This window comes from Paenibacillus sp. RC67 (assembly GCF_030020805.1).
In the GTDB taxonomy this organism is placed as follows: domain Bacteria; phylum Bacillota; class Bacilli; order Paenibacillales; family NBRC-103111; genus Paenibacillus_S.
In genome coordinates this window covers 1,733,110-1,759,180 of record NZ_CP125098.1, presented here as the reverse complement: position 1 = coordinate 1,759,180, position 26,071 = coordinate 1,733,110, and the positions used below count along the sequence as shown (strand labels likewise).

24 protein-coding genes are annotated in these 26,071 nt (G+C 48.2%); 6 read left to right on the top strand and 18 right to left on the bottom strand.

The features are described 5' to 3' along the window. Nucleotides 1-75: 75 nt before the first annotated feature. From QMA13_RS07960 to QMA13_RS07930, 7 genes are all read right to left on the bottom strand, one after another. Nucleotides 76-690 carry an SGNH/GDSL hydrolase family protein gene (locus tag QMA13_RS07960; RefSeq protein WP_282940735.1) on the bottom strand — a complete coding sequence of 205 codons (615 nt, stop codon included), beginning with the start codon at nucleotides 688-690 and terminating at the stop codon, nucleotides 76-78. A gap of 197 nt (nucleotides 691-887) precedes the next feature. After that, nucleotides 888-2,432, bottom strand: a complete 1,545-nt coding sequence (locus QMA13_RS07955) for an extracellular solute-binding protein (RefSeq protein ID WP_282940733.1) — start codon at nucleotides 2,430-2,432, stop codon at nucleotides 888-890. 80 nt (nucleotides 2,433-2,512) lie between these two features. Continuing rightward, a complete protein-coding gene (locus tag QMA13_RS07950; protein WP_282940731.1) occupies nucleotides 2,513-3,388 on the bottom strand; it encodes a carbohydrate ABC transporter permease in 876 nt (291 codons plus the stop codon). Between the two features lie 14 nt (nucleotides 3,389-3,402). Then, nucleotides 3,403-4,368: an ABC transporter permease gene (locus QMA13_RS07945; RefSeq protein ID WP_481858145.1), complete on the bottom strand. Its 966-nt coding sequence runs from the start codon at nucleotides 4,366-4,368 to the stop codon at nucleotides 3,403-3,405. 119 nt (nucleotides 4,369-4,487) lie between these two features. Further along, on the bottom strand, nucleotides 4,488-6,335 hold the full coding sequence (locus QMA13_RS07940) for a sensor histidine kinase (protein WP_282940729.1): 1,848 nt from the start codon (nucleotides 6,333-6,335) through the stop codon (nucleotides 4,488-4,490). Nucleotides 6,336-6,351: 16 nt separating this feature from the next. Then, nucleotides 6,352-7,971, bottom strand: a complete 1,620-nt coding sequence (locus QMA13_RS07935; protein ID WP_282940727.1) for a response regulator transcription factor — start codon at nucleotides 7,969-7,971, stop codon at nucleotides 6,352-6,354. A gap of 143 nt (nucleotides 7,972-8,114) precedes the next feature. Continuing rightward, nucleotides 8,115-9,524: an FAD-dependent oxidoreductase gene (locus tag QMA13_RS07930; protein WP_282940726.1), complete on the bottom strand. Its 1,410-nt coding sequence runs from the start codon at nucleotides 9,522-9,524 to the stop codon at nucleotides 8,115-8,117. 168 nt (nucleotides 9,525-9,692) lie between these two features. Here QMA13_RS07930 and QMA13_RS07925 point away from each other — a divergent pair, with 168 nt between their 5' ends. Continuing rightward, nucleotides 9,693-10,199: a LacI family DNA-binding transcriptional regulator gene (locus tag QMA13_RS07925; RefSeq protein WP_282940725.1), complete on the top strand. Its 507-nt coding sequence runs from the start codon at nucleotides 9,693-9,695 to the stop codon at nucleotides 10,197-10,199. After that, nucleotides 10,192-10,737, top strand: coding sequence for a substrate-binding domain-containing protein (locus QMA13_RS07920; protein WP_282940724.1), 546 nt, complete (start codon nucleotides 10,192-10,194; stop codon nucleotides 10,735-10,737). The genes QMA13_RS07925 and QMA13_RS07920 overlap by 8 nt, the downstream gene beginning before the upstream one ends. Nucleotides 10,738-10,761: 24 nt before the next feature. Here the strand turns inward: QMA13_RS07920 and QMA13_RS07915 are convergent, their stop codons facing one another. Genes QMA13_RS07915 through QMA13_RS07900 form a run of 4 tightly spaced genes read right to left on the bottom strand, consistent with a single transcriptional unit; the run spans nucleotide 10,762 to nucleotide 14,375 of the window. Beyond that, a complete protein-coding gene (locus QMA13_RS07915) occupies nucleotides 10,762-11,646 on the bottom strand; it encodes a metal ABC transporter permease (protein ID WP_282940722.1) in 885 nt (294 codons plus the stop codon). Then, nucleotides 11,643-12,611 carry a metal ABC transporter permease gene (locus QMA13_RS07910; RefSeq protein ID WP_282940721.1) on the bottom strand — a complete coding sequence of 323 codons (969 nt, stop codon included), beginning with the start codon at nucleotides 12,609-12,611 and terminating at the stop codon, nucleotides 11,643-11,645. The genes QMA13_RS07915 and QMA13_RS07910 overlap by 4 nt, the downstream gene beginning before the upstream one ends. 6 nt (nucleotides 12,612-12,617) lie before the next feature. Continuing rightward, complete coding sequence (locus QMA13_RS07905; protein ID WP_282940720.1) at nucleotides 12,618-13,385, bottom strand: metal ABC transporter ATP-binding protein; 768 nt, start codon at nucleotides 13,383-13,385, stop codon at nucleotides 12,618-12,620. 24 nt (nucleotides 13,386-13,409) lie between these two features. Then, nucleotides 13,410-14,375: a metal ABC transporter solute-binding protein, Zn/Mn family gene (locus tag QMA13_RS07900; RefSeq protein WP_282940718.1), complete on the bottom strand. Its 966-nt coding sequence runs from the start codon at nucleotides 14,373-14,375 to the stop codon at nucleotides 13,410-13,412. A 252-nt stretch (nucleotides 14,376-14,627) separates the two neighbouring features. On the opposite strand from QMA13_RS07900, the gene QMA13_RS07895 reads away from it, so the two are divergent. Next, the gene (locus tag QMA13_RS07895; protein WP_282940716.1) at nucleotides 14,628-15,860 is read left to right on the top strand and encodes an aminopeptidase; all 1,233 of its coding nucleotides are present in this window, start codon (nucleotides 14,628-14,630) and stop codon (nucleotides 15,858-15,860) included. A 174-nt stretch (nucleotides 15,861-16,034) separates the two neighbouring features. Here QMA13_RS07895 and QMA13_RS07890 read toward each other — a convergent pair whose 3' ends face one another. From QMA13_RS07890 to QMA13_RS07865, 6 genes are all read right to left on the bottom strand, one after another. After that, a complete protein-coding gene (locus QMA13_RS07890) occupies nucleotides 16,035-16,574 on the bottom strand; it encodes a hemerythrin domain-containing protein (protein WP_282940715.1) in 540 nt (179 codons plus the stop codon). 119 nt (nucleotides 16,575-16,693) lie between these two features. Continuing rightward, nucleotides 16,694-18,736: a peptidoglycan D,D-transpeptidase FtsI family protein gene (locus tag QMA13_RS07885; RefSeq protein ID WP_282940713.1), complete on the bottom strand. Its 2,043-nt coding sequence runs from the start codon at nucleotides 18,734-18,736 to the stop codon at nucleotides 16,694-16,696. Nucleotides 18,737-18,757: 21 nt separating this feature from the next. Then, nucleotides 18,758-19,471 (bottom strand): HAD-IA family hydrolase, encoded by a 714-nt coding sequence (locus QMA13_RS07880; RefSeq protein ID WP_282940711.1) that lies wholly within the window; start codon nucleotides 19,469-19,471, stop codon nucleotides 18,758-18,760. 170 nt (nucleotides 19,472-19,641) lie between these two features. Beyond that, nucleotides 19,642-20,799 carry a transglutaminase domain-containing protein gene (locus QMA13_RS07875; protein ID WP_282940710.1) on the bottom strand — a complete coding sequence of 386 codons (1,158 nt, stop codon included), beginning with the start codon at nucleotides 20,797-20,799 and terminating at the stop codon, nucleotides 19,642-19,644. A gap of 45 nt (nucleotides 20,800-20,844) precedes the next feature. Beyond that, a complete protein-coding gene (locus QMA13_RS07870) occupies nucleotides 20,845-21,267 on the bottom strand; it encodes a hypothetical protein (protein ID WP_282940709.1) in 423 nt (140 codons plus the stop codon). Nucleotides 21,268-21,318: 51 nt separating this feature from the next. Then, nucleotides 21,319-21,477, bottom strand: a complete 159-nt coding sequence (locus QMA13_RS07865) for a hypothetical protein (RefSeq protein WP_282940707.1) — start codon at nucleotides 21,475-21,477, stop codon at nucleotides 21,319-21,321. A gap of 164 nt (nucleotides 21,478-21,641) precedes the next feature. On the opposite strand from QMA13_RS07865, the gene QMA13_RS07860 reads away from it, so the two are divergent. The 3 genes from QMA13_RS07860 (at nucleotide 21,642) to QMA13_RS07850 (ending at nucleotide 24,909) form a co-directional block, all read left to right on the top strand. After that, a complete protein-coding gene (locus tag QMA13_RS07860) occupies nucleotides 21,642-22,808 on the top strand; it encodes an MFS transporter (protein ID WP_282943323.1) in 1,167 nt (388 codons plus the stop codon). Nucleotides 22,809-22,949: 141 nt separating this feature from the next. Further along, the gene (locus QMA13_RS07855; RefSeq protein WP_282940705.1) at nucleotides 22,950-23,042 is read left to right on the top strand and encodes a YjcZ family sporulation protein; all 93 of its coding nucleotides are present in this window, start codon (nucleotides 22,950-22,952) and stop codon (nucleotides 23,040-23,042) included. A gap of 283 nt (nucleotides 23,043-23,325) precedes the next feature. After that, on the top strand, nucleotides 23,326-24,909 hold the full coding sequence (locus QMA13_RS07850; protein ID WP_282940703.1) for an S-layer homology domain-containing protein: 1,584 nt from the start codon (nucleotides 23,326-23,328) through the stop codon (nucleotides 24,907-24,909). A gap of 119 nt (nucleotides 24,910-25,028) precedes the next feature. Here the strand turns inward: QMA13_RS07850 and QMA13_RS07845 are convergent, their stop codons facing one another. After that, entirely contained in the window at nucleotides 25,029-25,811 is a 783-nt protein-coding gene (locus tag QMA13_RS07845; protein ID WP_282940701.1) for a pirin family protein, read from the bottom strand. Nucleotides 25,812-26,071: the final 260 nt, after the last annotated feature.

Here is a 26,071-nt window from a genome sequence, read left to right as displayed (position 1 = left end):
CAGCCGCTTTTGAAACCCGAGAATTTGATTAGAAATTAAGTGGAGGTATATTCTCGAGTTTCAAAGGCGGATGTATTACAACTGCAACAAAAAGTCCGATACGAGCGAAGCAATCCGATGATGACCGGCTTCATTCGGATGCAATCCGTCCGAGGTGTACTGGGGCAATGTATCTTTAGTAAAACCACTCAAGGAGTATAGATCCAGAACGGGAATAGTATACGTTCGACCGATAAGCTTCACCGCTTCCACGTAGTCGATCAGGCGGTGTCCCGCTTCATTGACATAATGAATATCATATCCGTCTTTATCCCGCTGAAGAGGTGTCCATACCGATAGCTTTGCAGCCGGATTTTGACAGATGATATGTTCCACCACGGAAGCATAAGCTCCGAGAAATGTTCGCTCGTCGAAGGATCCCGGTACTCCAATCGGCTTGTTTAAACGAAAATCATTCACGCCGGCAAAAATTGTGACACAGTGCAGCGAAGGAGCAATTCGTTTCCCGACATGAACCGTAGCGCCATCGTCTGTTTCCCCGCCCGCTGTCATAGGACGGCCGCTTACCCCGTAATTCAATACATCACGAAACCCCACAGCCTTCTGGACAATCGGCTGATAGCCGAAGGCAGCGGTGATACTGTCGCCAAGTGTCCCCCACGTTTTTCCATGCCATATTAATTCATTCATAAATGCGTTCACTCCACCTTGCTCCCTTATTTAAGTAAAGCGCCCTCTGCTTCCAGTATGTACTGCATTGATGCCTGCAGGCCCTCCTCCGCAGACGACTACGTCAGCAACAATCCTTTTACCTTTATACTGAAACAAGCTGACACAAGTCTCCTGTGCGCCAGCCTGCTTGAAGTTTTATTCCCTTACTGTGCCGATTACTTTTTTACGGTTGCATACCAGTCGTTGACTTCCTTATAGCTTGCATCTCCACCGGCAGCTTTGAATTTTTGCTGAAACGCCTCCAATCCGCTCAGCGGCTCAGCGCCAAAGATCAGCTTCACGGTGTAATCGCTCACCATTGTATTTAGCTGTTGGAAATTTTTGGAGTATTCAGGCATGAATGGGGAGATGCCCAGCATATCCACTTTTCTCGTTTCCGGCGGCTGCTTCACGTTCAGATACTCCCATGCCTCGAACAAACGTGGATCTTTACGTACACGCGCCTGCCAGTAGGTCGGATAATTTTTCTCATCGACTCCCATCAGGAAGTTGTTCGCCTGGTTACGCTCATCGGTAAAGATAGGCAGGATCGGTGTATACGCTCCGTCCTTGAACGTATAGTGCTTGCCTTCTTCCCCGATAGCCATCAGCTTGAACGTATCTTTGTCCAGCTTGGCGTTGATCCATTTGATCGCATCCTCGGGATGTTTGGATGCTTTAGGAATAAAGGTGATCCTATCAAACCCGGCAGATGCCGAGTGACCCATTTTGCCGTCTTTTCCTTTTAGCGTCGGAATAAAGAACATCTTGCCGTCCGGCTGAGTTTTCTTCAGCGCATCCGCCACTGTTGGAACATCGGACCAGTTCAGCGGGATCATGCCCGCTCTTCCACTTGAAAACTTCTCTTTCATCGTTGCGTCTTTATTGACTCCGAATTCCTTATCTAGCAAACCTTGTTTGAACAAATCGGTCATAAACGACACATATTCTTTATAACCTGGATCGAGCACGCGGGGAGTCAGCTTGCCGTTGAGGTCATTGTAAAAGTTAGGCAGTCCAAAGGCACCAGCAATATTGGCTACGATCGGATCATCACCTTTAATCGTGAATGGGATATTTTTATCCCCGTTACCGCCAGGATCCTTCTCTTTGAAAGCTTTTAATACAGCTACCAGCTCATCCAATGTTGTAGGCGTTTTCATTCCTACTTTATCAAGCCAATCCAGCCTTATCATGAGGCCAGTACTAGCGAACGAAAGCGTTGTTGTCGGAATCGCATACAGCTTACCGTCAACTTTGGCAGCATCCAGCGTCGCCTGGGTAATCGACGATTTAATATTGGGACCAAATTTGTCGATCAACGGGCCAAGGTCGGTCAAAGCTCCTTTTTTTGCATAATCAGCATAGATCGCTTTGAACTCGCTCCCCCCCGTTGTCGTAACGGCATCATAGGGCTCGGAAGAAGCAATGAGCAGGTTCAGCTTATCCTGCGGTTTGTCCTGCGGCAGCATATCATACTGAACTTTGTAGCCCGTTTTTTCTTCAAGCAATTTGGCAACAGGATACGTATTGTAATCATCCTTCTGCCAGATTTGCAGCGATTTGAGCTGCGGCTTCGCTTCATTTTTGCTGCTTGCAGCCGTTTCGGTAGAAGCTGTGGAGGTGCCTCCGTTCCCGGTTCCTCCTTTAGTTGAAGAGCATGCGGTGGAAGTGAGCGTTACAGCAGTCAGCGCTAAGACAAGCCATTTCTTTTTGTTCATGTTGAACCCTCCTTGGATTTGTCCTCTATGGCATCAATTCCTCAAGCCGGGACCCCGGCCCATGAAACCTATCCCTTCATTCACCCTTTGACGGAGCCTATCAGTACGCCTTTAATGAAATATTTTTGCAAGAACGGATATACGAGTAAAATGGGTACGGTAGAGGCTATAACCGTAGCAGCCCGTACTCCTTCAGGCGAAACATTCATCAAATCGTCCACGCTCTTGTTGACGGCTGAAGAGGAATCGGCATCCATGACTATATCGCGTAAATACAGCTGGAGCGGCTTGAGCGAAGGGTCGTTGATGTACAGCATTGGATTGAAGAAATCATTCCAATAATACACTGCGTAGAACAACGCAATCGTCGCGATAACCGGACCGCTAAGCGGCAATATAATGCGAAACAAAATCGTGAAGGTGCGTGCTCCGTCTATTTTCGCGGAATCCTCCAACGCCTCAGGCAAGCTCTCGTAGTAGCTCTTGATCACCAGCAGATTGAACACGCTGATCGTGGCTGGAAGAATCAAAGACCATAAGCTGTTGATGAGTCCAAGATTTTTCATCAGCAAGTAATTCGGTATAATGCCTCCGCTGAACATCATCGTAAAGACGAACAGCACCATGATGACATTCATGAAGGGAAGATTCCTCTTGGACAGCGGATAAGCTGTCACAGCCGTAATGAGGATGGAGAGTGCCGTACCTGCGACCGTTACCAGAACAGAAATGATAAACGAATTCAAAAACTGGCTGGACGTCACTACGTACTCCATCGTCTTTAATTGAAAGCCCACCGGCAAAATGCCTACTTTTCCTGAGACAACCGCCCATTCCTCGCTTACCGATTTGGACAGCACATTGGCAAAGGGCAGCAGCGTAGCTACAGCCATCAGCAAGAGAAGCGTGTAGGAGAACAAATCCAGGCTAATATCGCCGATCGTTTTTTTGCGCATCGGAAGTTCCTCCTTTACCAAATGCTGCGCTGAAGCAGTTTTTTGCTGAGCATGTTGCCAAATACGATAAGCAGAAAGCCAACCACCGAGTTGAAGAGTCCGACGGCCGTGCTGAAGCTGTAATCCATTTTGCCAAGACCAATGCGGTATACATAGGTTCCGATAACATCACCAGTTTGATAGACGACCGGATTGTATAGCGTCAATATTTGCTCCGTGCCTGCATCCAGCAGATGGCCTATCCGCAAAATGAACATGAGGACAATAGTAGGCAAAATGCCTGGCAGCGTGATGTACCACATTTGCTTAATTCGTCCTGCTCCATCAATGGCTGCGGCCTCATATTGCTCCTGCTCGATGCCGGATATGGCGGCTATGAAAATAATGGCGTTCCAGCCGACTTCCTTCCAGCCTGCCGTGAACACGACGACACTGCGGAAAAAGTCATTATCGAGCAAGAAGGAGATCGGCTCCATTCCAAGCCATGCAATCATTTGATTGATGAGTCCTCCGGAAGGCGACAAAATATTGATGAACAATCCAGAAATAATGACCCAGGATAGGAAGTGCGGCAAATAAATGATGGTCTGAACCGTTCGTTTAAAGAACATTCTCCTAATCTCGTTCAACAGCAGCGCCACGACGATCGGGATTGGGAACAGCAATACGATTTTGTACATGCTGATGAGCATGGTGTTCAGAAACACCTGAATAAATTCTTCCGACTTTATCAGCTTGCTGAACTGCTCTAGCCCTACCCACTTACTGCCCGAAATCCCATCGAAAATGTTAAAGTCCTGAAACGCAATAACAATGCCGTACATGGGCGCATACTTGAATAGAAACAGAAAGATAAGACCCGGCACCAGCAAGATATACATGTCGAGATGGCTTCGGAATAGCTTCCAGCGGCCATCCTGCTTAATGTTAACTCTTGCCGCCTGCTTGTTGTCGATTTCGGCAGCCGTTGTGTTACTCATGGTAGCGTCACCTCCAAATGCTTATATTGTCATTATAGGAGGCGACGGACAGCGGCTGTAGAGGGTAAAGCTATGGTTTCTGGTTGAATCCTATGGAGTTTGGGGACAGCTTGAAGAAGTCACTTATTTGCCCCTCCGTCTTGCGATGGGTTGATCCTTACTGGTTTAAGCAGCACCTTCACTGTTGTACCCTCTCCCGGTCTGGAGCGTATGGATACACCAAAGCCTTCGCCTGCGAACAGCCGGATGCGCTCATTCACATTGTACAAACCGTATGAACTGCCAGTTCCATCCGTCCGGACTTGAGAAAGAGGCTCAACCAGCAGCCTTCCAGCAAGTTCTTCTTCCATCCCCGCCCCATCGTCGGTAACGGAAAGCATCAGGGATTCTCCTTCCAAACGTCCTTCAATGCGAATAAAACCTTTCCCCCAGCTAGATTTGCGAATACCGTGAAGAAGTGCGTTTTCCACTATCGGCTGCAGCGTCAGCTTGGGCATCATCAAATCCATCACCCTGGGATCTGCTTCAATAGTAAAATCAAAGCTTTGCGGAAATCGGCTCTGCTGAATCTCCAGATAGACTCTAGCCAAATTCAGCTCATCCTCGACGCTGACATTGTCTTTGCCTTTGTTCAAGCTAAGCCGAAAATATTTGGCTAGCGCATCAATCATTTGGCTGATATCCGTTGCCCCGCGTCCAACGGCAATCCAATTGATCATATCGAGCGTATTGTACAAAAAATGCGGGTTGATCTGGGCTTGTAACGCCCGAAGCTGAGCCTCCCGCTCCTGAACCTTGGCGGTATAGGTTTCTTCCATTAATCCTTTGACCTTAAGCATCATGTGGTCGACGCTCCGCTCCAAAAGGTTCAGGTTGCCCCCTTCCCGAATGTTATAGTCGTCCAACCGCTCGATGCCTTCCCGGTGTATAGCACGAATAACGAGCTGTACTCTGCGGTTCATTCCGCGGATCACGAAGGCTAACAGCACGAAGACAAGCAGCAGAAATAACACGGAAACACCCAACAGAACGGCTGCCCCCGAAAAACGGTTCAGTGTCACTGCTTGACGCGAAATTTCACCTGCCGGCACTTCCGCTACCAGCTTCCAGTTCGTGTTACGGATAGACGTATAGACCGCATATTTGCCCTCATGGCCCTGAGAAATCTTTTCTATTCCTTCCGGGGCCGAGGCGAGTCGGGATAGAAGCTCTGGAGCTGCAGCCGGCTGGCCGATCCTAGATTTATCCGCATGCCAAATAAGGGTACCGTCCTTGTCCATGAGATACAGTGACTTAGATTTGGACAGCTCCACCTTACCCAACAAATCGCCTACTGTCCGCTCGTTCATATCGACGATTAGGATTCCCGCAAACCGATCGTATCGCGTTGGATCACGCAGCATCCTTGCTGCGGAAAACACGTAGGCGTCGTCCCTGTCAATGTAATGCTCGTTGTAGGCCCCCGTCCATACGAGCGTGCCGCTCGCTTCAAGAACACGGGGATACCACGGGCGTCCCTTCAGTGATTCCACTGAAAAAAAATTAACCTTTTCTCCGGCATACAGCTTGGAGTCATCAACGAACAATCGGACCCGGAAAACGTTCTCATTGTTCTCCGCAACCTCGAGCAGCGATCGCAAATTTTTCATTACATCAATAGGAAAAGCCTCTTCCGACTCAACCAAATATTTATATAGACTGGGACTCATAAACAAAGAGTTGGAGGTGTCGCGCACACGATCCAATTGATACTGCAGGTTGATCCCTGCTTGCTTGATCGTTTGCAGCATCGTTCTTGTGATCTCCTGCTCCAGAATGGCGGAGGATTTCTGATAATAGGTATAAAGCAGAAAGCCGGCAGGTACTAAGATGAGCAGGACGTAAGCCAGCAGCCAGTTTCTGGCTTCAATCATGCCTCGAAGCAGCGCAGGCAGGTGGTGCATCCATCTAGGGTAGGCCCTTTTCATCCGAATCGATCCCCTTTTATGTCAACTGATCCCTGAAGCTGCTCGGCGTGAAGCCTGTATATTTCTTGAAAATTTTGCTGAAGTGGCTCGGATCGGAATAGCCGACCGCCTCGCATACCTCATAAAATTTGTATTGGGGATCGCCCAGCAGCTCCTTGGCCCGTTCGATACGCACCTTGGTCAAATATTCGTACACCGTTTCTCCGGTTTCCTGCTTGAACAGAAGACTCACATAAGTAGAGCTTAAATAGACGCTCGCCGCCACGTCCGCTACGGTGAGATTTTCGCCGTAACGATGATCCATCACTGCCCGAATGCGGTCGATGACGTTACGGGCTTTGCCGCTCCGCTTATCCTGAATCCGCTCGCAAACATCAAGAAGATGCTCTTCGAGCAGCAGACGCACATCACGGATCGTTTCCTGTTTATGAATTCGGCTCCAGAGCTCTGTCTCTCTCTTCTCCAGCTCCCGGTCGTTAATGTTAAGCTCCAGCAGCAGCCGGTTTGACAGTAAGATCAGCTCCAATGAAAAAATACGTCCATAATGAAACCCGTCCTTACGGTTTCGAGCTACACGCTCAAACCATATATCCAGCTCCTGAAGCAGCGGCTCCGGCTCTCCCGCCTTCAAAGCCGACGAAAATCGCTCGTTCTGTGACGTATCGAAGCGGTAAGGGCTGTCCTCGTCCGTTTCCAGACTGTCCATCGTGATGATGCGGTTTTTGCCCAGATACCATTTGCGATCAGTCGCCTCCCTAGCTCGCATATACGATATTGGCAGGGCGGTCAATCCAGTTACCCGCTCTCCAACGCCGATGGTTACGCTAATTTTTAAGTAACGGGACAAGTTGTCCCGAATATCCTCGGCAAGCAAAAACAGCTGATCCTCCACTCCCTCACGGTCGTTATGGCCATATACGATTCCGACGTATTCGCCGCTTCGGTTCTCGAAAGCGTATCCATCCAAATAGCTTGCAATAAGCTCCTGGCATACATTCAATACCGCATAGGCGAGCAGTTGCTGATCTCGGGCCGAGCGAACGTCAACAACATCGGCGCTATCGTCGATCTGCACGATGATAACCCAATACGACGCTTCCACAGGAAGTCTCAGGCCGAGGAAATCAAGGCGATCTTGTAACCCCAGCGGCCGTGCAGCTCCGTCACGAATCATCGACATAAGAAACTTCTCCCTCAACAATGGCATGCTTTGGGTCAGCTTCACCTGCATATCAGCAACGAGGCTCTGCTCTCTCCGCTCTTCCTCCAGCTCATCGGTGACGCGCTTGACTACCGTCTCGAGCTCCTGCATGTTGACGGGCTTGAATATATAATCGATGGCATTGACCTGCAGAGCAGATTTCAAGTAATCCGCGTCGTCGTGACCGCTTACAAACACAATTTTAATATGCGGGTATTTCGCGCGGATTTCTGTAGACATCCGAATCCCGTCCATGTGCAGCATCCGAACATCGGTCAGCACGATGTCCGGTTTGACTCTATCGACCAACTGCAGGCCTGCAAGTCCGTCGTCTGCTTCGTCTACTACCTCGATATGAAAATCACTCCAGCGAAAATAGTGTCGAAGGCCGGATCGGACATGCGGTTTGTCGTCCACTATGACAAGCTTATACATAAGGAAGGCCACCCTTCGTGATTTTGATTTCATTATCTTACAGGAGCACAAAAGAGAATAGCCCCGGGAGGCAAAAACTCCGAGGGCTGAATCCCTATATCTCTAGAGCACGTAGAGCAAGAAGCTGCATGTAATCAAAGCGGTCAAGCATTCTCCTCGTCGTAGGCGATATGCCCTGCAGCCATCTTAATTCCGCTATCAGCTCTTCCCGGCTCCTCACCTAGCCACGCTCCTTGCTCCACTAGCTTGCGCTGCAGCTCTTTTACCGGAACCTCGCGGAAGCCTGCTCCAGACACACCCGCCATCGCCGCAGCTGTACCCGCAGCCTGCCCCATGGCAAAGCAGTTGGGCATAACCCTAAGCGAACCCTGAACCGGACGATCGGAGGAGACGGATCGGCCTGCTACGATCAGATTGGATTTGCCCTGCGGGAGCATGCAGCGGTAAGGCACACCGTGTGATTGTCCTTTGGGCAAATGCTTGATCGTCATCGTGCTTGAGGCATTAGCCAGATGAATATCGATAAAATAAGAGTTTCTTGCGATATCGTCCTCGAACGTTCTCATAGATAAAAAGTCGTCCACTACAATCGTATAATCTCCTGCTATGCGCCGCGTCTCACGGATGCCGATCTGATCGCCCGAATGAACGAGAAATACGTTCTCAAAGCCTGGAACATACTTGCGCAAAAATCGGATTTGTGTGTCGATCAGCCTGCGGCCTTCCACGGCCGCCCGTGTCAAATCCTCCGCCTTGGAGCCGTCGATTCCGAAAATATGTCCAAAATTGAAACCAGCAACCGTATCCGAAATCCAGGCAATACCGGAAACCCGTTTCCGTCCGTCTGGTAAATCGCCGTTTTGTTGGGCTTCCACTATCGTTTTTTCCAGCTGGCCTCCCTGCCCCGTTTCCTTGATAAACTGGTCAAACCGGCTCTTATCGGCCCCTGTGACGACGTAGCACATCGTGCCCGGCTGAAGCTCACCCTGATCTCCTCCCAACAGAAATGGAACCCCGGCTAACGCAGCCAGATCCGCATCGCCCGTTGCATCAATGTACAGCTTCGCCTGTACGACGGAGCGGCCTGTCTTGTTGCTGATGACAAGCCCTTGAATTCGGTCACCGTCAAGAAGAACCTGATCGGCGAACGTATGGAAGAGCAGCTTCGCTCCACTCTCGAGCACTGCATCGTCGTAGACACGCTTGAGCGTTTCCACATCAATCGGCACCCAATCCAGCCGCTCCTTGTATCGACTGAGAAAATCGGCTCCTGCCGCCTGCTTCATCTTATCCAGCAGCTCCAAGCCGATTCCGCGGATGACCGGCTTGTCCCCATCCGTATACGGGCAAAAAGCCGGAACTAATGCCGCTGTTCCCATGCCCCCCAAATATCCTCTTTGCTCAATAAGCAGCGTATGGGCTCCATTGCGTGCTGCCGCGATCGCTGCTGCGATGCCTGATGGACCGCCTCCTACAACTACCACATCGGGAGTATACGATACGGGCAACTGCTGGGAAGGAACGGTAACCGTCGATTGGTGATTCGATAACATCTTGAACATCCTCCTTAACCCGACTCACGGGTTTATTTACCTTCATTATAGATTTCCGGTTGGAGGGAACTAGTTTAACTTTAGTTTCACTAAAAAAAGAGAACATGGTACGATGAAGCTAATTTGAGGAACTGCAATCGATAGGGAATACGAGGAGGAGTCGTAGGCATGCCGGTCCGCAAAAAAGTAACGCTGAAAACAATAGCTAATGAACTGGGGCTTACTATACAAACCGTATCCAAAGCGCTGAAAGGCAAGCCTGGAATGTCCGAAGCGACCCGACAGCTTATTGTCCTAACGGCTGAGAAATCGGGTTATTACACGAAGGAACAGATTCGCAGTCTGCGGCTGCAGCATATCGCCCCTTATCCAATAGAAAGACAGCGCTTCCTACTCGTTCAAACTCAGGAATCTGTCAATTACAATCGATTGCTGCTTGAAGGGCTGCATGAACGATTCGCTTCCTTCGGTCATCAGATCAATACGCTGCTGCTGCCCAAAACAATCCGCGAAAAAGCTATGGGACGATGGCTGGAAGAGCATGAAGTCCATTATGCTGACGGAGTCTTTATCGCTCCCAGCATACTGCCGAAAGCTTGGGAGAAGCCTCTGTTCGAGCTTGAAATGCCACGTATGCTGCTCAGCTTTCCTCCCCCCAGGAACCAGGGTGGATAGTGTCATTTGGGACGTATACGAGGCGACGTATCAATCGGTCGCCTATTTGCGCAGCATTGGTCATACGAACATCATGTATGTGGGGGACATCCAACTGCAGAGGGGGTTCGCTCTCCGCTGGCAGGCCTTCTGCCAAGCCATGAACGAATATGGAGAAGCCATTGATCCTGCTCTTCACTCTACACACCATCGAAGACCCGAGGCGGAATGGCTTGAGGAGCTAAAAGGGCAATTGAAGCGGCACAAGCCCAGCGCAATCATTTGCGGCATCGACGGAGAAGTGCCGCTGATACTTCGGCTTTGCACGCAGCTTGGGCTGCGAGTACCTGAAGATGTTTCCCTAATCGGCTTTCTGAACGAGCAGCGCGAGGACAGCCCGCTACCTGTATTCACGCGCCCGCTCTTGCCGATACGCGAAACAGGCTACCGCGCCGCAGACCGAATGCTGTGGCGGATAGCCAATCCGACATTACCCTATGAGCATATTCGTATTCAATGCGAAATGTTTGTCGGGAGCACAACCCGGACACACGACTAGTGTCCAGACTAACGCCCTTGAAGATTAGGCGGTTGTTTCCATCATGCTGCGCCGCTGCCTCAGCTTCCGCCAGACGACGCCGTGAGACGGCGAGAACAGCAAAGCCAGCACGAACAGGGCTCCAGCTACCGTAATCATGCAGCCGGCAATCGACGCGTCGAGCAGCATGGATACATAATAGCCCGCTATCGCGCTGATGATGCCTACAATCATGCTGTAGACAATCATGATGCTTAGTCGCTCCGTAAGCAAGTAGGCCGTTGCTGCAGGAACTACTAGCATGCCTACGACTAGAATGGCTCCTACACTCTCAAAAGAAGCAACCGTTGTAACGGAGACGAGTCCCATCAACAAATAATGAAACAAAACGACTGGGATGCCTACTGCAGCTGCCATCGCCGGATCGAAGGAGCAAATTTTAAACTGCTTATACAATAATCCGATTACCGTTCCGCTAAGTACCAGCACTAGCCCGAGTATCCAGACGGCTTTCGGGCCTATATCCATTCCTGCCAAGGTTATCGTATCCCAAGGTACTCGGATAATTTCACCGTAAAGCACGCAATCCAAATCGAGGTCCACCTGACGCGTATACATACTTACCAGTACGACACCGATGGAGAACAGCGCTGTGAATACAACGCCTATCGAGGCATCCGATTGCACTCCGCTTTGCTGAAACAGTTGGATGAGGAACACGGTGATCAATCCAAGTATAGATGCTCCTAACAGCATAAAGAACGAGTCGCGCGAGCCGCTAATCAGAAATGCAATGACAATGCCAGGCAGCACGGAGTGGCTGATTGCATCCCCTATCATCGCCATGCGCCTCAGCACGAGGAAGCAGCCTAATAAGCTGCAGGAGCAAGCAACAAGCGCAGCCGTTACGATAATCCAAAAATCGTTCATGCTCCCCGCCCCTCCTTTCCAGTTTCAAACGAAGCTATCTCTAAACCCCTTTGGAGCAAGGCTTTTTCCTCCAACACCGCTCTTCTAACCGATAGCCGCTGGAGTACTTTGGAGAGCACCCCTCTCCTAGGCGCAACGAGCACCGATACAACGAATAAGGCCGTCGCTGCCAAAACGCTAAGAGGACCTGTCGGCATATTGTTAGCCGTAGTGCTGACTAACGTGCCTACAAAACCGCTTACGGCTCCGAAGAAGCCAGAGAGCACGACCATCACGCCAAGACGTTCGGTCCAATACCTTGCCGTAACCGCAGGTGTAATTAGCAGCGCCGACATCAGCACGACACCTACCGCCTGAATGCCGACTACAACGGCTACAACGATCAGAAACATCATGAACTGCTCCAGAAAAGCAACAGGGTATCCCAATCCCTTGGCAAACCCCGAATCGAAGCTCAGCAGCTTGAATTCCTTAAATAGCAAGGCACAGACTACTAGCAGCACACCAGCCACTGCCGTCATAATAACGACATCCTTATGCACCATAGAAGCCGCCTGCCCGAACAAAAACTTATCCAGACCGCTTTGATTGCCGCTGCTGCCATGTTGAATCTGCGTTAACAGCACAATACCGAGACCGAAAAATACCGATAGAACGATCCCCAGCGCAGAATCCTGCTTTATTCGGGAGTTTCTTGTGACAAAGCCAACTCCGAATGTAGCAATTAACCCGGAAACAGCCGCCCCAATCAGGAAAAATGCAATCGACTTGGACCCAGTCAGCATAAAAGCGATACACACACCCGGCAGTGCTGCATGTGCTAGCGCATCCCCCATTAAGCTTTGCTTGCGCAGATAAGCGAAGCTGCCTAGCACCCCGCTGCTCAAGCCAAGCAGAATGCTGCCGAGCAAAATCCACTGCGTATTCGGGTCCGATAACAGCTCCAACCAGTTTATACCCGCCATCTTTCCTCACCTCGCACTGACGATAAGCGATTCATCGTCACGTTCTAACAGCGCTAATCTGCCGCCGTAGGTTTGCTGCAAATGTTCTTTTGTAAAAATATCCTGCGTCGGTCCGATCCCCATTAATTTCACATTGAGCAGCATCACCCAATCAAAATATTCCTTCACCGTAGCAAGGTCATGGTGTACGACCAGCACCGTTTTCCCTTGCTTTTTCAGCTCGTTAAGAAGGGTGATAATAGCCTTTTCCGTTGCGGCGTCGACACCGACAAATGGTTCATCCATGAAATACAACCGCGCATCCTGTGCAAGAGCCCGTGCTAGAAAAATTCGCTGTTGCTGTCCTCCTGACAGCTGGCTGATCTGTCTGCCAGCAAAATCGGCCATACCGACCTTTTCCAGACAGTCCATCGCTGTTTGCCGCTCTTTGGCACCCGGTCTTTTAAACCAACCCAAATGCCCGTAACGGCCCATCATGACTACATCCAACGCGTTTGTCGGGAAATCCCAATCCACCGATTCCCGCTGCGGTACGTAACCCACCATCTTACGCTGCTCAGTGTAACGTTTCCCGTATATGGACACCTCTCCGGTAACCCGCGGAATTAAGCCCAACGCCGCTTTAATAAGCGTCGATTTGCCAGCCCCATTCGGGCCGACGATGCCGACTAATTTCCCTTCCGGAATAGAAAAGGAAATCTCCCGGAGCACAGGCTTTTTCTGATAAGCTACCGTCAAATTTTCAACGCTCAAAGGAGCTTCTTCACGCTTCATATTTCATCCTCCCGTTCATCTTATTTATTTCAATGCCTTCACTATCGTATCCACATTGTGGCGTACCATCCCGATATACGTTCCTTCCGGCGTGCCGTCCTCACCCATTGCATCGGAGAACAATTCTCCGCCGATCTTCACTTCGTGACCCTGTTTTTTGGCGCCTTCAATAACGGCTTCAATAGACTTTTTCGGAACGCTAGATTCTACGAACACCGCTTTAATTCGATTGCTAACCAAAAACTCGCGCAAATCACTGACATCCTTCGAGCCGTATTCGGATGCCGTGCTAATTCCCTGCAGCCCCAAGACTTTAATGTGATAAGCATCCCCAAAATAACCGAATGCATCGTGAGCGGTTACCAGCACTCTCTGCGCTTCCGGAATGGAACCAATTTGTGTCATCGCATATTGGTCCAGCTCCTTCAGCTGCTTGATATAGGCTTCCGCATTATTCTTGTAATCCTCCGCGTGAGCAGAATCGAGTTTGCCTAATTCGTCCCGTATAACTTCTGCAGCCGAGATCCAGTGCTTGACGTTGAACCAAATATGGGGGTCGTGTGATGCCTCACCGCCTTCCCATCCTCTCAGCTGGGCTTCAGGAATATTTCTGGATACAGCGACTGTCGGCTTATCCTTTGCCATCTTCTCGAATATTTCCACCATCTTTCCTTCGAGATGTAGACCGTTGTAAAAAATCATTTGCGCCTGCTCCAGCTTCTTAACATCTCCCTGAGAAGCCTTATAAAGATGGGGATCGACTCCCGATTTCATGAGACCGGTTACTTCTACATGCTGTCCTCCAACCTGCTTTACCACATCGGAGATCATACCAATAGTCGTTGTGATTTTGATTTTGCCCTCTGCTTGACCTCCCTTTGTCTGCCCTTTTTCTTGGTCACCACATGCTGTTAATGCAATAGCTACCGATAAAAACATCAGTGTCATGATGAATCTCTTGAACGATGACGCAATGCCTCTGCTCCTCATGTTTCTCCAACTCCCATAGAATAATGTTTGTTTAGAACCAAAAAGTTTGCCTAATACTTAAAAGTTTCCCGTGATAATATTTGTTTCCTTTGTGCAACTTTAGTTTATTATATACAAAAATGTTTCCGTAGTGCAACAATTTTTTTCAAAGTCCGAATTTTTGTTGTGAAACGGTCCTCCGAAGGAACTTGGAGTTCTTCCCCTATTTTTGATAAGATATTAAAGAAAACATTTTTTAACAGGAGGCCTCTGATGGCAAATTTCGAACAGCAGTTGAATCAATATGCCGACATCATTGTAAACATCGGTGTCAACATTCAAAAAGGGCAAATCTTGGTTGTTAATGCGGCTATCGACGCGGCGGAGCTTGTTCGCTTGCTCGTCAAAAAAGCTTATGAAGCCGGCGCTCATCAAGTCAAAGTGAATTGGTCTGACGATACGGTTGCCCGCCTGCGGTATGATTTGGCACCGGACGCTTCTTTTCTGGAAGAGCCCAAATGGTATGCGGGGGAAATGCTGGAGCTTGCGGAGAAAGGCTTCGCGGTCATCAGTGTGGTTTCATCGGATCCCGATCTGCTGAAAGGCGTGCCTCAAGAACGGATTGTGAATCATCAGAAAACGTACGGTAAAGCGATGGCCAAATATCGTCAGTACATGCAATCCGATAAATTTAGCTGGTGTGTCGTTGCGGCTCCTTCCAAGGCTTGGGCGGCCAAAGTATTCCCGAACATACCAGAAGAAGAACAGCTCAGCAAATTGTGGGAAGCTATTCTCAAAACCGTACGCGTCGATCAGGCCGATCCAGTAGCCGCATGGGAAACGCACATCCGAACCTTAAACGAAAAATCCGATTATTTGAACGCCAAAAAATATAAGAAGCTGCACTACGTCGCACCAGGTACAGATTTAACTATCGAGCTGCCAGAGGGTCACATCTGGGTAGCTGCCGATAGTATTAACGAGCAAGGGAATGCTTTCGTCGCCAACCTGCCTACCGAGGAGGTCTTTACCGCTCCACTCGCAACAGGTGTTAACGGCAAAGTGTCCAGCACCAAGCCGCTAAGCTATGGAGGCAATATTATCGACGGGTTCACCCTTACGTTCGAACAAGGCCGTGTTGTCGATGTATCTGCCGAGCAAGGCTTGGAGACGCTGAAAGGGCTCATCGAGATGGACGAAGGGGCACACTATCTTGGAGAGGTAGCCCTTGTACCTCATCAATCTCCGATTTCACAATCGAATATTTTGTACTACAATACGCTTTTCGATGAAAATGCATCGAACCATTTGGCTATCGGCAGCGCGTATGCTTTTTGCTTGGAAGGCGGCAAAGGCTTGTCACAGGAAGAGTTGAAGGAAAGAGGTCTCAACACGAGCATGGCTCATGTCGACTTCATGATCGGCTCGGCGGAAATGAATATTTTCGGGGTAACAGCAGAAGGCAAGGAAGAGCCTGTGTTCCGTAACGGGAACTGGGCGTTCTAGCCTGTGTAGAAAGGGGGCGCTTTGCACGCCCTTGAGTCTGTTGTGATGCCTGTTTCCGAGAAATTTGCCCTATAGGGAGATGGGGTATGCCCCATCGGAGTCTAGTGGTAACATTTCAAGTTTCTTTAGGCTTCTTAACAAACCAAAAGGGGACGCTAAGCGCCCCCTTTTTTGTTATGAAAATAAATAATCGATATCGGTAAGTACTCGCTCCGTCAAAGGAAAAACAAACTCCTCTTCCTTCTCCAAATGATCTATCAGGATACGGCATGCATGAGTCAAATACGCTCCCGCGCGTTTGATCTGCATCGCATCGGAATCCGGCTTCAAAGCATGGACGGCTCTAAAAAACGCGTTCAAATGATCCATCGCCAGCTCGTGATCTTTTTCAAGCATCCATAATGAAGGTACGATCGAAGGCTTATTATTTTTGTGAAAATATATATTCAGAAAAGGATACAGCTCTTGCTCCTCCCAGTCCGAATGACGACTCAGCTCCTCTTGAAAAGCCATCGCCCATAGCCTTAAATGCACCAGCATCGCTCTTGCTTTGCCCTTGTCGGCTTCTTGTTCCGCCTGGATCGATTGCTCCTTCATATCAAGGAGCACCTGCATTAATTCGGTATGATCCTGCTTCAAACGCTCCACCAGCTCGGAAAGCTCCGTATAATGAGCGGTTCCCGACGTAACCTGAGGCTTGTAGTGCATATTCATGGTTCGCACCTCCAAGGAATGTGTAATAATCTATTCTTTACAGATTACTACGCTACCCCTTGGTTGTATGTGCGACTTATCACAATGGCTTGGTCCCTTTTTTTAATCTTGACGATCGATCAAGGCTTCTGCGTATCTGTTTTAGTTCCTTTCGGCACTCCGTCCAAGCCATAGGCTTGATCATAGGCGTCGAAAATTTTACGAGCAATAGGAGCTGCATTCCATGCTCCGAAACCACCCTCTGGTACGACTACTGCGATTGCAAGCTTCGGCTTCTCGGCAGGAGCATAAGCGATGAAGACCGCATTATCGATCATTTTACCGCCGACGGATTGGGTTGAGGTTCCCGTTTTACGGGCAACTGAGTATGGAAAGCCTTCGAAGCCCTGCACATTAACCTTCAGCATCCCCTTGGTAATTGAATCCCAATAAGCATTAGGGAATGTGGTTTCATCCAATACCTCCGGCTTAATCTCCTTGACCGGCTGAAAATCATAAGTTTCAATCTTGTCCACTAAGAGCGGCTTCATTTTTTTGCCGCGATTCGCTAATGTCGCCGCATACTGGGCCATCTGCAATGTCGTGTATTTCTCGTTCTGTCCCCAGGAAGCATATACCATCCGGGACTGCAGCGTCTCCTTCGTGTTCGTCTTGAACTCGCTGATCCCTGCAGATTCTCTAGGCAGTCCGCTGCCCGTCAACACGCCCATGCCGAACTTGTTTAAGTACGATTCCCATATATCGACGGCCTTTTGGCCGCTGCGCATATAGAGCGGATTCCCAATCATCGCAGACATGAATGTATTCGAAGAATGCCAGATCGCATCCGCAGCATTAATGGGTCCATAAGCGGCCCTGTCTGAGTTCGTCAGCTTGGCGTTATTGTCTTTACCGTAGCTGAATTCGCCAGTATCGTTGTAGGTCGTGCCGACCCCGAATAATCCTTCATTAAGGCCAATCAATACAGATAGTGGCTTGATGATCGAACCGACATATACGATGGATGTTGGATGGTTCTTCAGCTCATTCTCCGGATAATCCGGATAAGCGGTCGTAATCGTTCCGTTGTTGATAAAAGGCTGGATGCGGCGGTATTCATCTCCAGTCAATCCACCGTTCCACACGCCTGGATAATAATCCGGCATACTGGCCATAGTCACTACCCGTCCCGTATCAACCTCCATGGCCACGGCATAGCCAGCTTTAGCATTGGGAGCATAACCGTAATGGGAAGCACGGGCTGTTGAACTCTTGGCATAAACCAATTGATCCATAATCGCCTGCTGAGCAACCTTCTGCATGTCTTTATTGATGGTTAAAGTAAGGTTATTGCCTTTCTTGGGAGCTTCAATCGAAACCTTCCCTATGATCTTCTGAGAGGCGTTGACAGGATAAGTTTTCATCCCGTTTTTCCCGCGCAAATCTTCCTGATACATCAGTTCAATACCGTCGTACCCTACATCCTCGGTATCCAGATAGCCATCCGTATTGTTTTTATTTTTATAAAATTCAAGCCCGTTCTTTGGCTCCCTTGCTTGAGAAAACGGCCGCATATAGCCAACCAGTTGAACGGCGATTTGTCCGGGATCATAATTCCGAATACTTTCTTCCATGACCTCAAGCCATTTCAGCTCATCCCGATGCTCCAGCAAATAAGCAATCTCTTTATCCGTTAAACCGGATTTGATCCGCCGCGGAACAAAGGAATAGCTTGGAGATGTCGTCGACTTTTTGTCCAAATCGTACCCTACATCCATCGACTTAATAATGTCCGCAGCCGTCAATGGAGTTTTGGCAGGGTCGCCGAACTGCTTAAATAAGCTCTCCAGATTTTGAGCCAATGCGATAACATCATCCTTCTTCTGGTCCGATTCCATCCGGAAATACAGCGATTGTGTTGAGTTGGTGTAAGCTAGAGGGTAACCGTTGCTATCGAAAATATTGCCGCGGATCGGCGCGATTGGTGTATCCCGCTTGGTCGTCTGGGCTTCCTCCGCCTTCAGCTGCTTGCCCTCCACAAATTGCAGAATAGCTAGCCGAACGATAAGAACTGAAAATAAAAAGAATGTACAAAAGAACAATAAATTAATTCGAACGGTAAAATGACGCCGCTTGTTCGTTTCATGCTTTTGCGGATCATCCGTCGACATGGATTTTCTCATGATGTGACAGCTCCTTTAAAATTACGCGAGCAGCTCACGTAAAGAATGAATGCCTACGCCCGAATGATAATCGTAACGTTTGATTTTAACAGCATCGATACCCGCCTGATTCGGCGCCCAAATATCGTTCCTATCATGATCCCCGACGTACAGCACATCGGCTGCCGACAAACCGGAACGCTCCAATGCCAAATGGAAAATGGCTGGATCCGGCTTCTCCAAGCCGACCAGAGTCGATACAATGACAGGCTCAAAGTGATGCAAAATGCCTTTTTGCTCCAAAATGGTGGGCAATGTAGCGGCAAAGTTAGATATGATCCCAAGACGCAGGCCGCGCTCCTTAAGCGCGATAATGCTCTCATGGACATCTTCGAACAATTGGTAAGGCTCCGGTCCCGTGAACAAATCATACATTCCGTGACAGCATTCATGAATTTGATCCTCTGTCCACTTCTCCTCTTGAACACCGAGCTTCTCCAATATGTAGTTGTACAGCTTCATCCAAAAGGCACGGTCCGATTCCGGCGTACAGACTTCAAAAGGATCCAGCTGTTTGCCGTAATAAAACAAACGGAATGCTTCCGTAAATAAATCTCCCACCTGCTCTTCTCCGCGATGAAGGGAGCGGCTAGCCAAAAATTGCTGCATAATAATCCTTGAGGCCGGTATGGTCATCAGCGTATCTCCCACGTCAAAAAAGACCGCTTTATACGCTTCTAAAGGTTTGGGTAACATGGAATAGTACTCCTTTTGTTGTATTTCTCCTAAAGATATCCATAAATCATTGATAATTCGACAACTTTCCACCCAAATCGGGGCTATACAGTAGTTTATCACAATTTGTACGAAAGAGAAAAAGCCGGAATCCCTCTAAACTTAATTGGGGATAACCGGCCTGCCTATAGTTAAGCTTCACGAATATGTGTTTCATTGAAATTCGGCGGGTTAAACCAATTCCCTCCACTGGCAACCCAGGTCGAGTCTAACGGTACCCATTTTTTACTTTCCGACAAGTACACCTCGTTCCAAGCATGAGGACCATAGCCTCCTCGCCCATCATAGCCAAGTCCCGTTACCACCTTCACATCAAGTCCTGCGGAACGGGCCATAACGGCATACAACCGCGAGAAGTCAATACAGACACCTTCTTTGGTAGCGAACGTTTCCTCCGGAGTTTGCTCCTTCCAGATTCGCTTTTGCTCATATAAGTTGACCTTATCCCAATCATATTGAATTCGTGTTCCCACCCAACGGTAAAGCAGTCGTGCCTTTTCTTCGTCCGTACTGCCTTTGGCTGTTACTTCTTTGGCTGCCTCGGCAATATCATTCGGAATTTTGGCATCCAGTACTTCGTATTTGCGCTGCAGTATGTTATCAAATTCTTGCTCAACGGCTCTGGTAAACACGGGAAGCCTATTGGTGAGAAAATCTCCAGTTACAGGCCGAATGATCTCATTTGCCCCTTTTTGATACAAATCCGAGGCCTGAATGTAATTGGCTGCCGGTGTTTGCGGGAATAATGAAGCGGCAATAAACAGGATGGCAATGATAAGCAAAGAGCGTCCAGCCCCCGTTATACAGCCTATGACTCCACCCAGAAGACTGCTGATCACGGTAGGAGCCCCACTTCGTCGACGTGCCTCATGCCTCAATGTTTCTGCAACCCAACCATCCATCACGGGATCAATGATTCGATACAGCACTTGCTTAATCAGTACATAGCCGAGGACGAACAAGATACCATAACGAAGCAGCGTAAAATCTCGCGTACTTGTCATCAACGTATAATACAGCTGCTCGAAAAATCCGATATCTTTGGCTGGAATAGTCAGCTGCAGCGAAGTTAACCAAGCTTGTACCTGAGGTGATAGCCAGGATGCCAGTCTCCAGGCTAACAGCACGCTAACGACACTGGCTACGGCTTCCGCCACCATTAGCATCAAGTGACGAGCTGAAGAAGAAGCTCCACGAAACATTCCTTGAATGACGGATGCGCCCAGCGTTACCGCCAATAGTAAAGTAATCCAATTTGTCGATCCGATAACGCCGATCCAATCCGTCACGTTCTCACCTCATTAATATCAACCTTCTAAGTAGCAGGTTCTAGCTTATATCTTCGTATTTTTTTTCGCTTGTTCTATGAGTGCATTAACCACATCGTCCATTTTCATTGTAAAGGTTTGATTCATAAAGGTAACCTTAACCTCATTGGACCCCGGGTTTCCTTCCAGCTTCAAGCTTTTGGTCGTTACAGTAAAGGTTCCGTCCGGATTTTGCTTATATTGAGCGTCCTTCATTTCCCCGGAAATGGCTTTGATGGCCTGATTCTTAGCCTCAGCCGTCACAGCAGTTCCCATGTCCATCAGTTGATCCTTGTAATTGGCTCCATAGTAGAAAAGCCCTGCAATAACAGCCAGCACGATTACCCATTTTACTACTGTCTTAACAATTTTAATAACCAGAAACAAGACGACAATCGCCGCCACAATAATAAACCAACGTTCCTGTAAAAATGGCACCAAAAAATCCAACTTCCATCTCTCCCCTAATCTTAGCCTGTTTTCCTTCTCCCTTACCTTGCCTTACTGATCTTCTTCCTCTTTACGGCGCCTAAGCTCCGCAAGCTTTCTTTGAATTTGCTCCGACTCGTCCGTCTGTCTTGTTTTGCGGAACGTAGATCTTAATCGCATTAAAGCAAAAAGAACGATAATGACTACCATCATGAGTATAACCGGATCCACACTAAGCCGCCTTTCTTACTCATCAGCGCCCGCCATCTAATTGTACGCATACGGTCACAAAGAGTTGCAAAATAATGGTACTAACCCTACAGCTCGTCACGTACAAGTAATGATAAGGCATTCCAATGAAACGATACACAAACATGAGATACGAGGTGAAGATGTTGAAAACCGCAATATGGCTCTATTTGTTTATGTTCGTCGCCTTTTTCGATCTTCATGCGCAGTACCCCATTCTATCGCCGTTTGCCATTTCACTTGGTGCCGCCCCTTCTTTTATAGGGCTTATATTAGGTGTGTACTCTATCACTCATCTGCCAGGAAATCTGTTGGCCGGATATGGTGTCGATAAGTACGGCAGCAAACGGTTTATTGTGTTTAGCCTGATTGTAGCAGGTATCGTACTGTTAGTTCAATCCCGCGTTACCGATCCATGGCAGCTGCTCTATATCCGTTCTATAAGTGGATTCGTACTAGCATTCCTGTCCCCCGCCTGTTTGTCCATGCTGGCCAAGATCGCCAAGGATAAAGTACAGCAAAGCAAGCTGATGGCGGGCAACGGCTTTGTTCATACTATGGCATCGGTGCTAAGTCCGGCGGCCGGCGCTTACTTAGTAGCCAAGCTAGGTTTTGTCCAATCATTTACCCTTCTCGGCTGGATCCTTATTATTACCGGGGTGCTGGCTATATTCGGAGTCAAGGAAAAGCAGTATACCGAGTCTGCAGCGGAATTGTTCCCTCAGGTACACGGCGCTCCGTCAATCCCACAAGAAACCGATAGTGAGAATGAAACATTGAACCGGGCAATCCCATGGCTATTTTTTGGCATCCCGCTTGCCCTCTCCTGTTCGCAAGGCATTCTGTTTTTCGAGCTCCCTTTAATGAAAGAAGCCAGTGGATCGATCCTGACATCAGGTATCCTTTTCTCACTGGTGAGCCTCGGTGCCTTGGTAACATTGAGCATGCTGTTTATCAACCGCATCTCCGCCTTTTTACGAACAAGCATGGGAAGTCTTGCCTTGGCGCTGATCTTTTTTGGAATGTCAGTGAACTGGCCTATTCCTCTCCATGTATCTTTGTTCCTGATCGGTATGGCCAAAGGGGTCATTTACCCTGCTATCGCTTCCTTGTTAGCCAGCTTATCGAGCGCACAGCGGTACGGCCGCATTTTTTCCTTTTTATCGATCTCCTACTCCATCGGAGCTTTTATAGGTCCCATTGTTGCCGGACATCTAAGGAGTCATACCTCTCCATTTTTTATGGCCTTTCTCTGCCTAATGCTGGCTCTCAGCCTGCTTCCGCTCAAAACGTTCAAAACTGTCCAGGCCTGATAAATGTACCGTCACAACAAAGATTCCCTGTCGACTAACCATCTATTTTGCTGAAAATAGGTCAACACACAGACCATTACGCCACATCCACATATTATAAACCGTGTCAGGAGAATTCTTCTGAGTGAGGAGGTGGAATCAATGGGAGATGTAGGAGGTATCTTTACTTCGACAGGTGTTATCTTGGTCCTGTTCATTCTTTTGGTTATCGTACTGAGAGGCTGCTTTATCTAATTAAATACACTGGCAAACAAACCGTCCGTTTCGGACGGTTTTTTATTTTATGTTTCAAAAAAATCTCCCTAGGGTAAAGCATTGTTATGTCGAATCCGTATTCACTTTTTGAGGGGGTTAGATACTACTGGATTTAATTCCCAGATTTAGACGGCCCCAAAAGTTGAATTGCCTTCGAATGTTTGTAAATGAGAATTCGCGAGGAGGAGGTGAAAGTATTTCGATGCAGGAGCCTACTGGCAATTCAAAACATTTTTCAGGTAAAGATAGGAGTGAACCATTCATGAAGCCAGCTGTCTTTAAAAAGACGGCGCAAGTAACCGCACTGATGTTACTCATTTCGGCCTTGCTTCCCGTTCTAGCTTTTGCGGCGACCGGTTTTAAAGACGTCACTTACCGCAATGGCACCGTTTCCGGATCAGTCTATTCCGATGTATACAGCGTGAATGCGCAGGTGTACCTTTATGATCCAAGCGGAAATTATGTAGGTACAGCCAACACCGCTACTTATAGCGTATATGAGGGCGTGTACACCTACAATTTCTCATCAAGTGTTCCAAATATCCATAGTTACTTGAACCTGCTGGAAAAAGTAACGGATTCCGTTTACACCACAGTGTATAACACAACAAGTAGTGGCGGCGGCAGCGGCGGTAGTTCCGGCGGCGGTGGTGGCGGCGGATATATTCCATCCGGACCGAGCATCAACGTTCCTTCCGATGGTACTATTGACGCTAACACGCTGAAAACAGCCTTGACTAACAACGACGTTATTGAATTGGTATTGAACGGTGACATCGCACTGATTCCTGCCAAAGCTTTGGTTGACTTTGTAGGCGACAAAAACAAAGCGCTGAAAATCACCAACAGCAAAGGAACTTATACGCTTCCTATATATGTTCTGAATTTGAGTGATCTTGCTAGCAAGCTTTCCATTGACACAGATGACATGTTCATCAAAGTGGGAATCAGCGCTGCAAGTGACACGAACGTAAGCGACATTAAAGCAGCTGCAGAAGCGTTAGGCGCTACAGTAGCAAGCGATTCTGTTGACTTTACATTGGTAGCATTGGGCAGCGATGCCGACAAAACGCAAGCCATCGACCTGGGTAGCAACTACATCAGCCGTACGATTCCACTTGCAAAAGCAGTTGATTCTTCCAAAGCAACTGCCGTTGTATTCGATCCAACTACCAAAAAACTTAGCTTCGTACCTGCTTTGTTCTCTTCTTCGGATGACAGCAGCGAAGCTACTATCAAACGTAACAGCAACAGCATCTATTCTGTAATTGAAATGAACAAAAGCTTTGCTGACAGCAAAGGCCATTGGGCACAATCCTACATCGATTTACTTGCTAACAAGCTCGTCATTGACGGTGTTACTGACACATCCTTCGAGCCTGAACGCAACATCACCCGCGCTGAATTCGCAGCATTGGTCGTTCGCGCATTGGGTCTTGACCAAAACACAGGAGCAAGCTCCTTCACGGACGTATCTTCGACAGACTGGTTCTCCAGTGTAGTTGCAACAGCTGTTAAAGCTAAAATCATTGACGGCTATGAAGACAACACTTTCAGACCGAACCAGCCTATCAATCGCGAAGAGCTAGCTGCTATGGTTGTACGCGCATTGGCTTATGCGGGCGCTAAACCGGATGTATCTTCCGATCGTCAAGCAGAGCTGTTGGCTAAATTCAATGATGCCAACCAAATCGTTTGGGCTAAGCAAGAATTGGCCGTAGCTATCGAAGCAGGCATTGTAGACGGTATGACTGATACTACAATCGCTCCTACGAAACAAGCTACTCGCGCTCAATCTGCTGCTATGCTGAAACGTTTGCTGACGAAATCCAATTTCATTAACTAGGTTTTACCAGGTTATTCTCCACTCTCCATTTCTTCTCTATTAAATAAGACGGCCTGACAATATGTCGGGCCGTCCTTTTATTTTGCCTTCTTAAATGCCATGCGATACGTGGAGCTAGTTTATCTTTTTTGATATAAAGGGTAATCTACCTCGGTCGGAATCTCAATTAACACTATCCGCAAACCCTGTTCCGATCTCAGCAAAACATCCGTTGCTTGCTCGGAATCAGCTTCCAGAACAGAGAAATCGCGATGATTAAAATCCGTTGCTGCCATTACTCTCCCAACTTCGGCTTGAGACCAGCTTCCATCACCTCGGATAGCGAGTGCAGCCAAAGTACGTCCAGCAGATAATGAATACGAGTATTCTGCTCCAGCAGCAAGCTCAACATCCCACATCCGCACGTCCGCTACCAGCTGAACCGGTGAATCCTCGCCTATTACCGTCTTCACAGTTGCACCTTCAGATAAAGCTACAGGAAACTGCTCATGTTCATATTGATTGTACGTCGGAGTACGTGTCAAGGCTTCACGAATAAAAGGCTCGAACCATATTTGGAAACCTTCCGAGTTGGGACCAATGAAACGCTCGCTGTGAGAGACCCCGGAACCGGTCTGCATGACTTGAGCACCTCCTGCTGAGACAAGGCTTTGCGTACCTAAGCTATCTGAATGCTCGGCATGACCATGAACCATATAAGTTATAATCTCAAATGCTTGGTGAGGATGCATAGGAATATACCCTTCCTCCGGAGCCAGCGCCCATGCCCAGTAAAATAAAGGCCCTATTCTCTTCACTGCCGATCCTTCACCAGGAAACCCTATGGGTTTTAACTCGGTAATTTTTCCTCCATCAAAAGCTCCTTTGGCTTGTTTAGCTGGTGGATAAATGGTCAGTTTCATGTGTAGTCCTCCTTCTAACTATTTATAACTAATGTAAAAATGATAATCGATACTCGTTAATAACTTACTATTTTATAGTTACTGAATTAAGTATAATACAAACTAGCAGCTTTCGTCAACCATTGGTCGTTATAATTCCCAGTGAATCCACTTTTAAGACACAAGACCCGTTACCCCTCTCATCTGTTTATTCGACATTTCCTGGGAAATTACTGGCATTCTTTGTACTTGGAACCCATAATAAAACTGGATATACTACA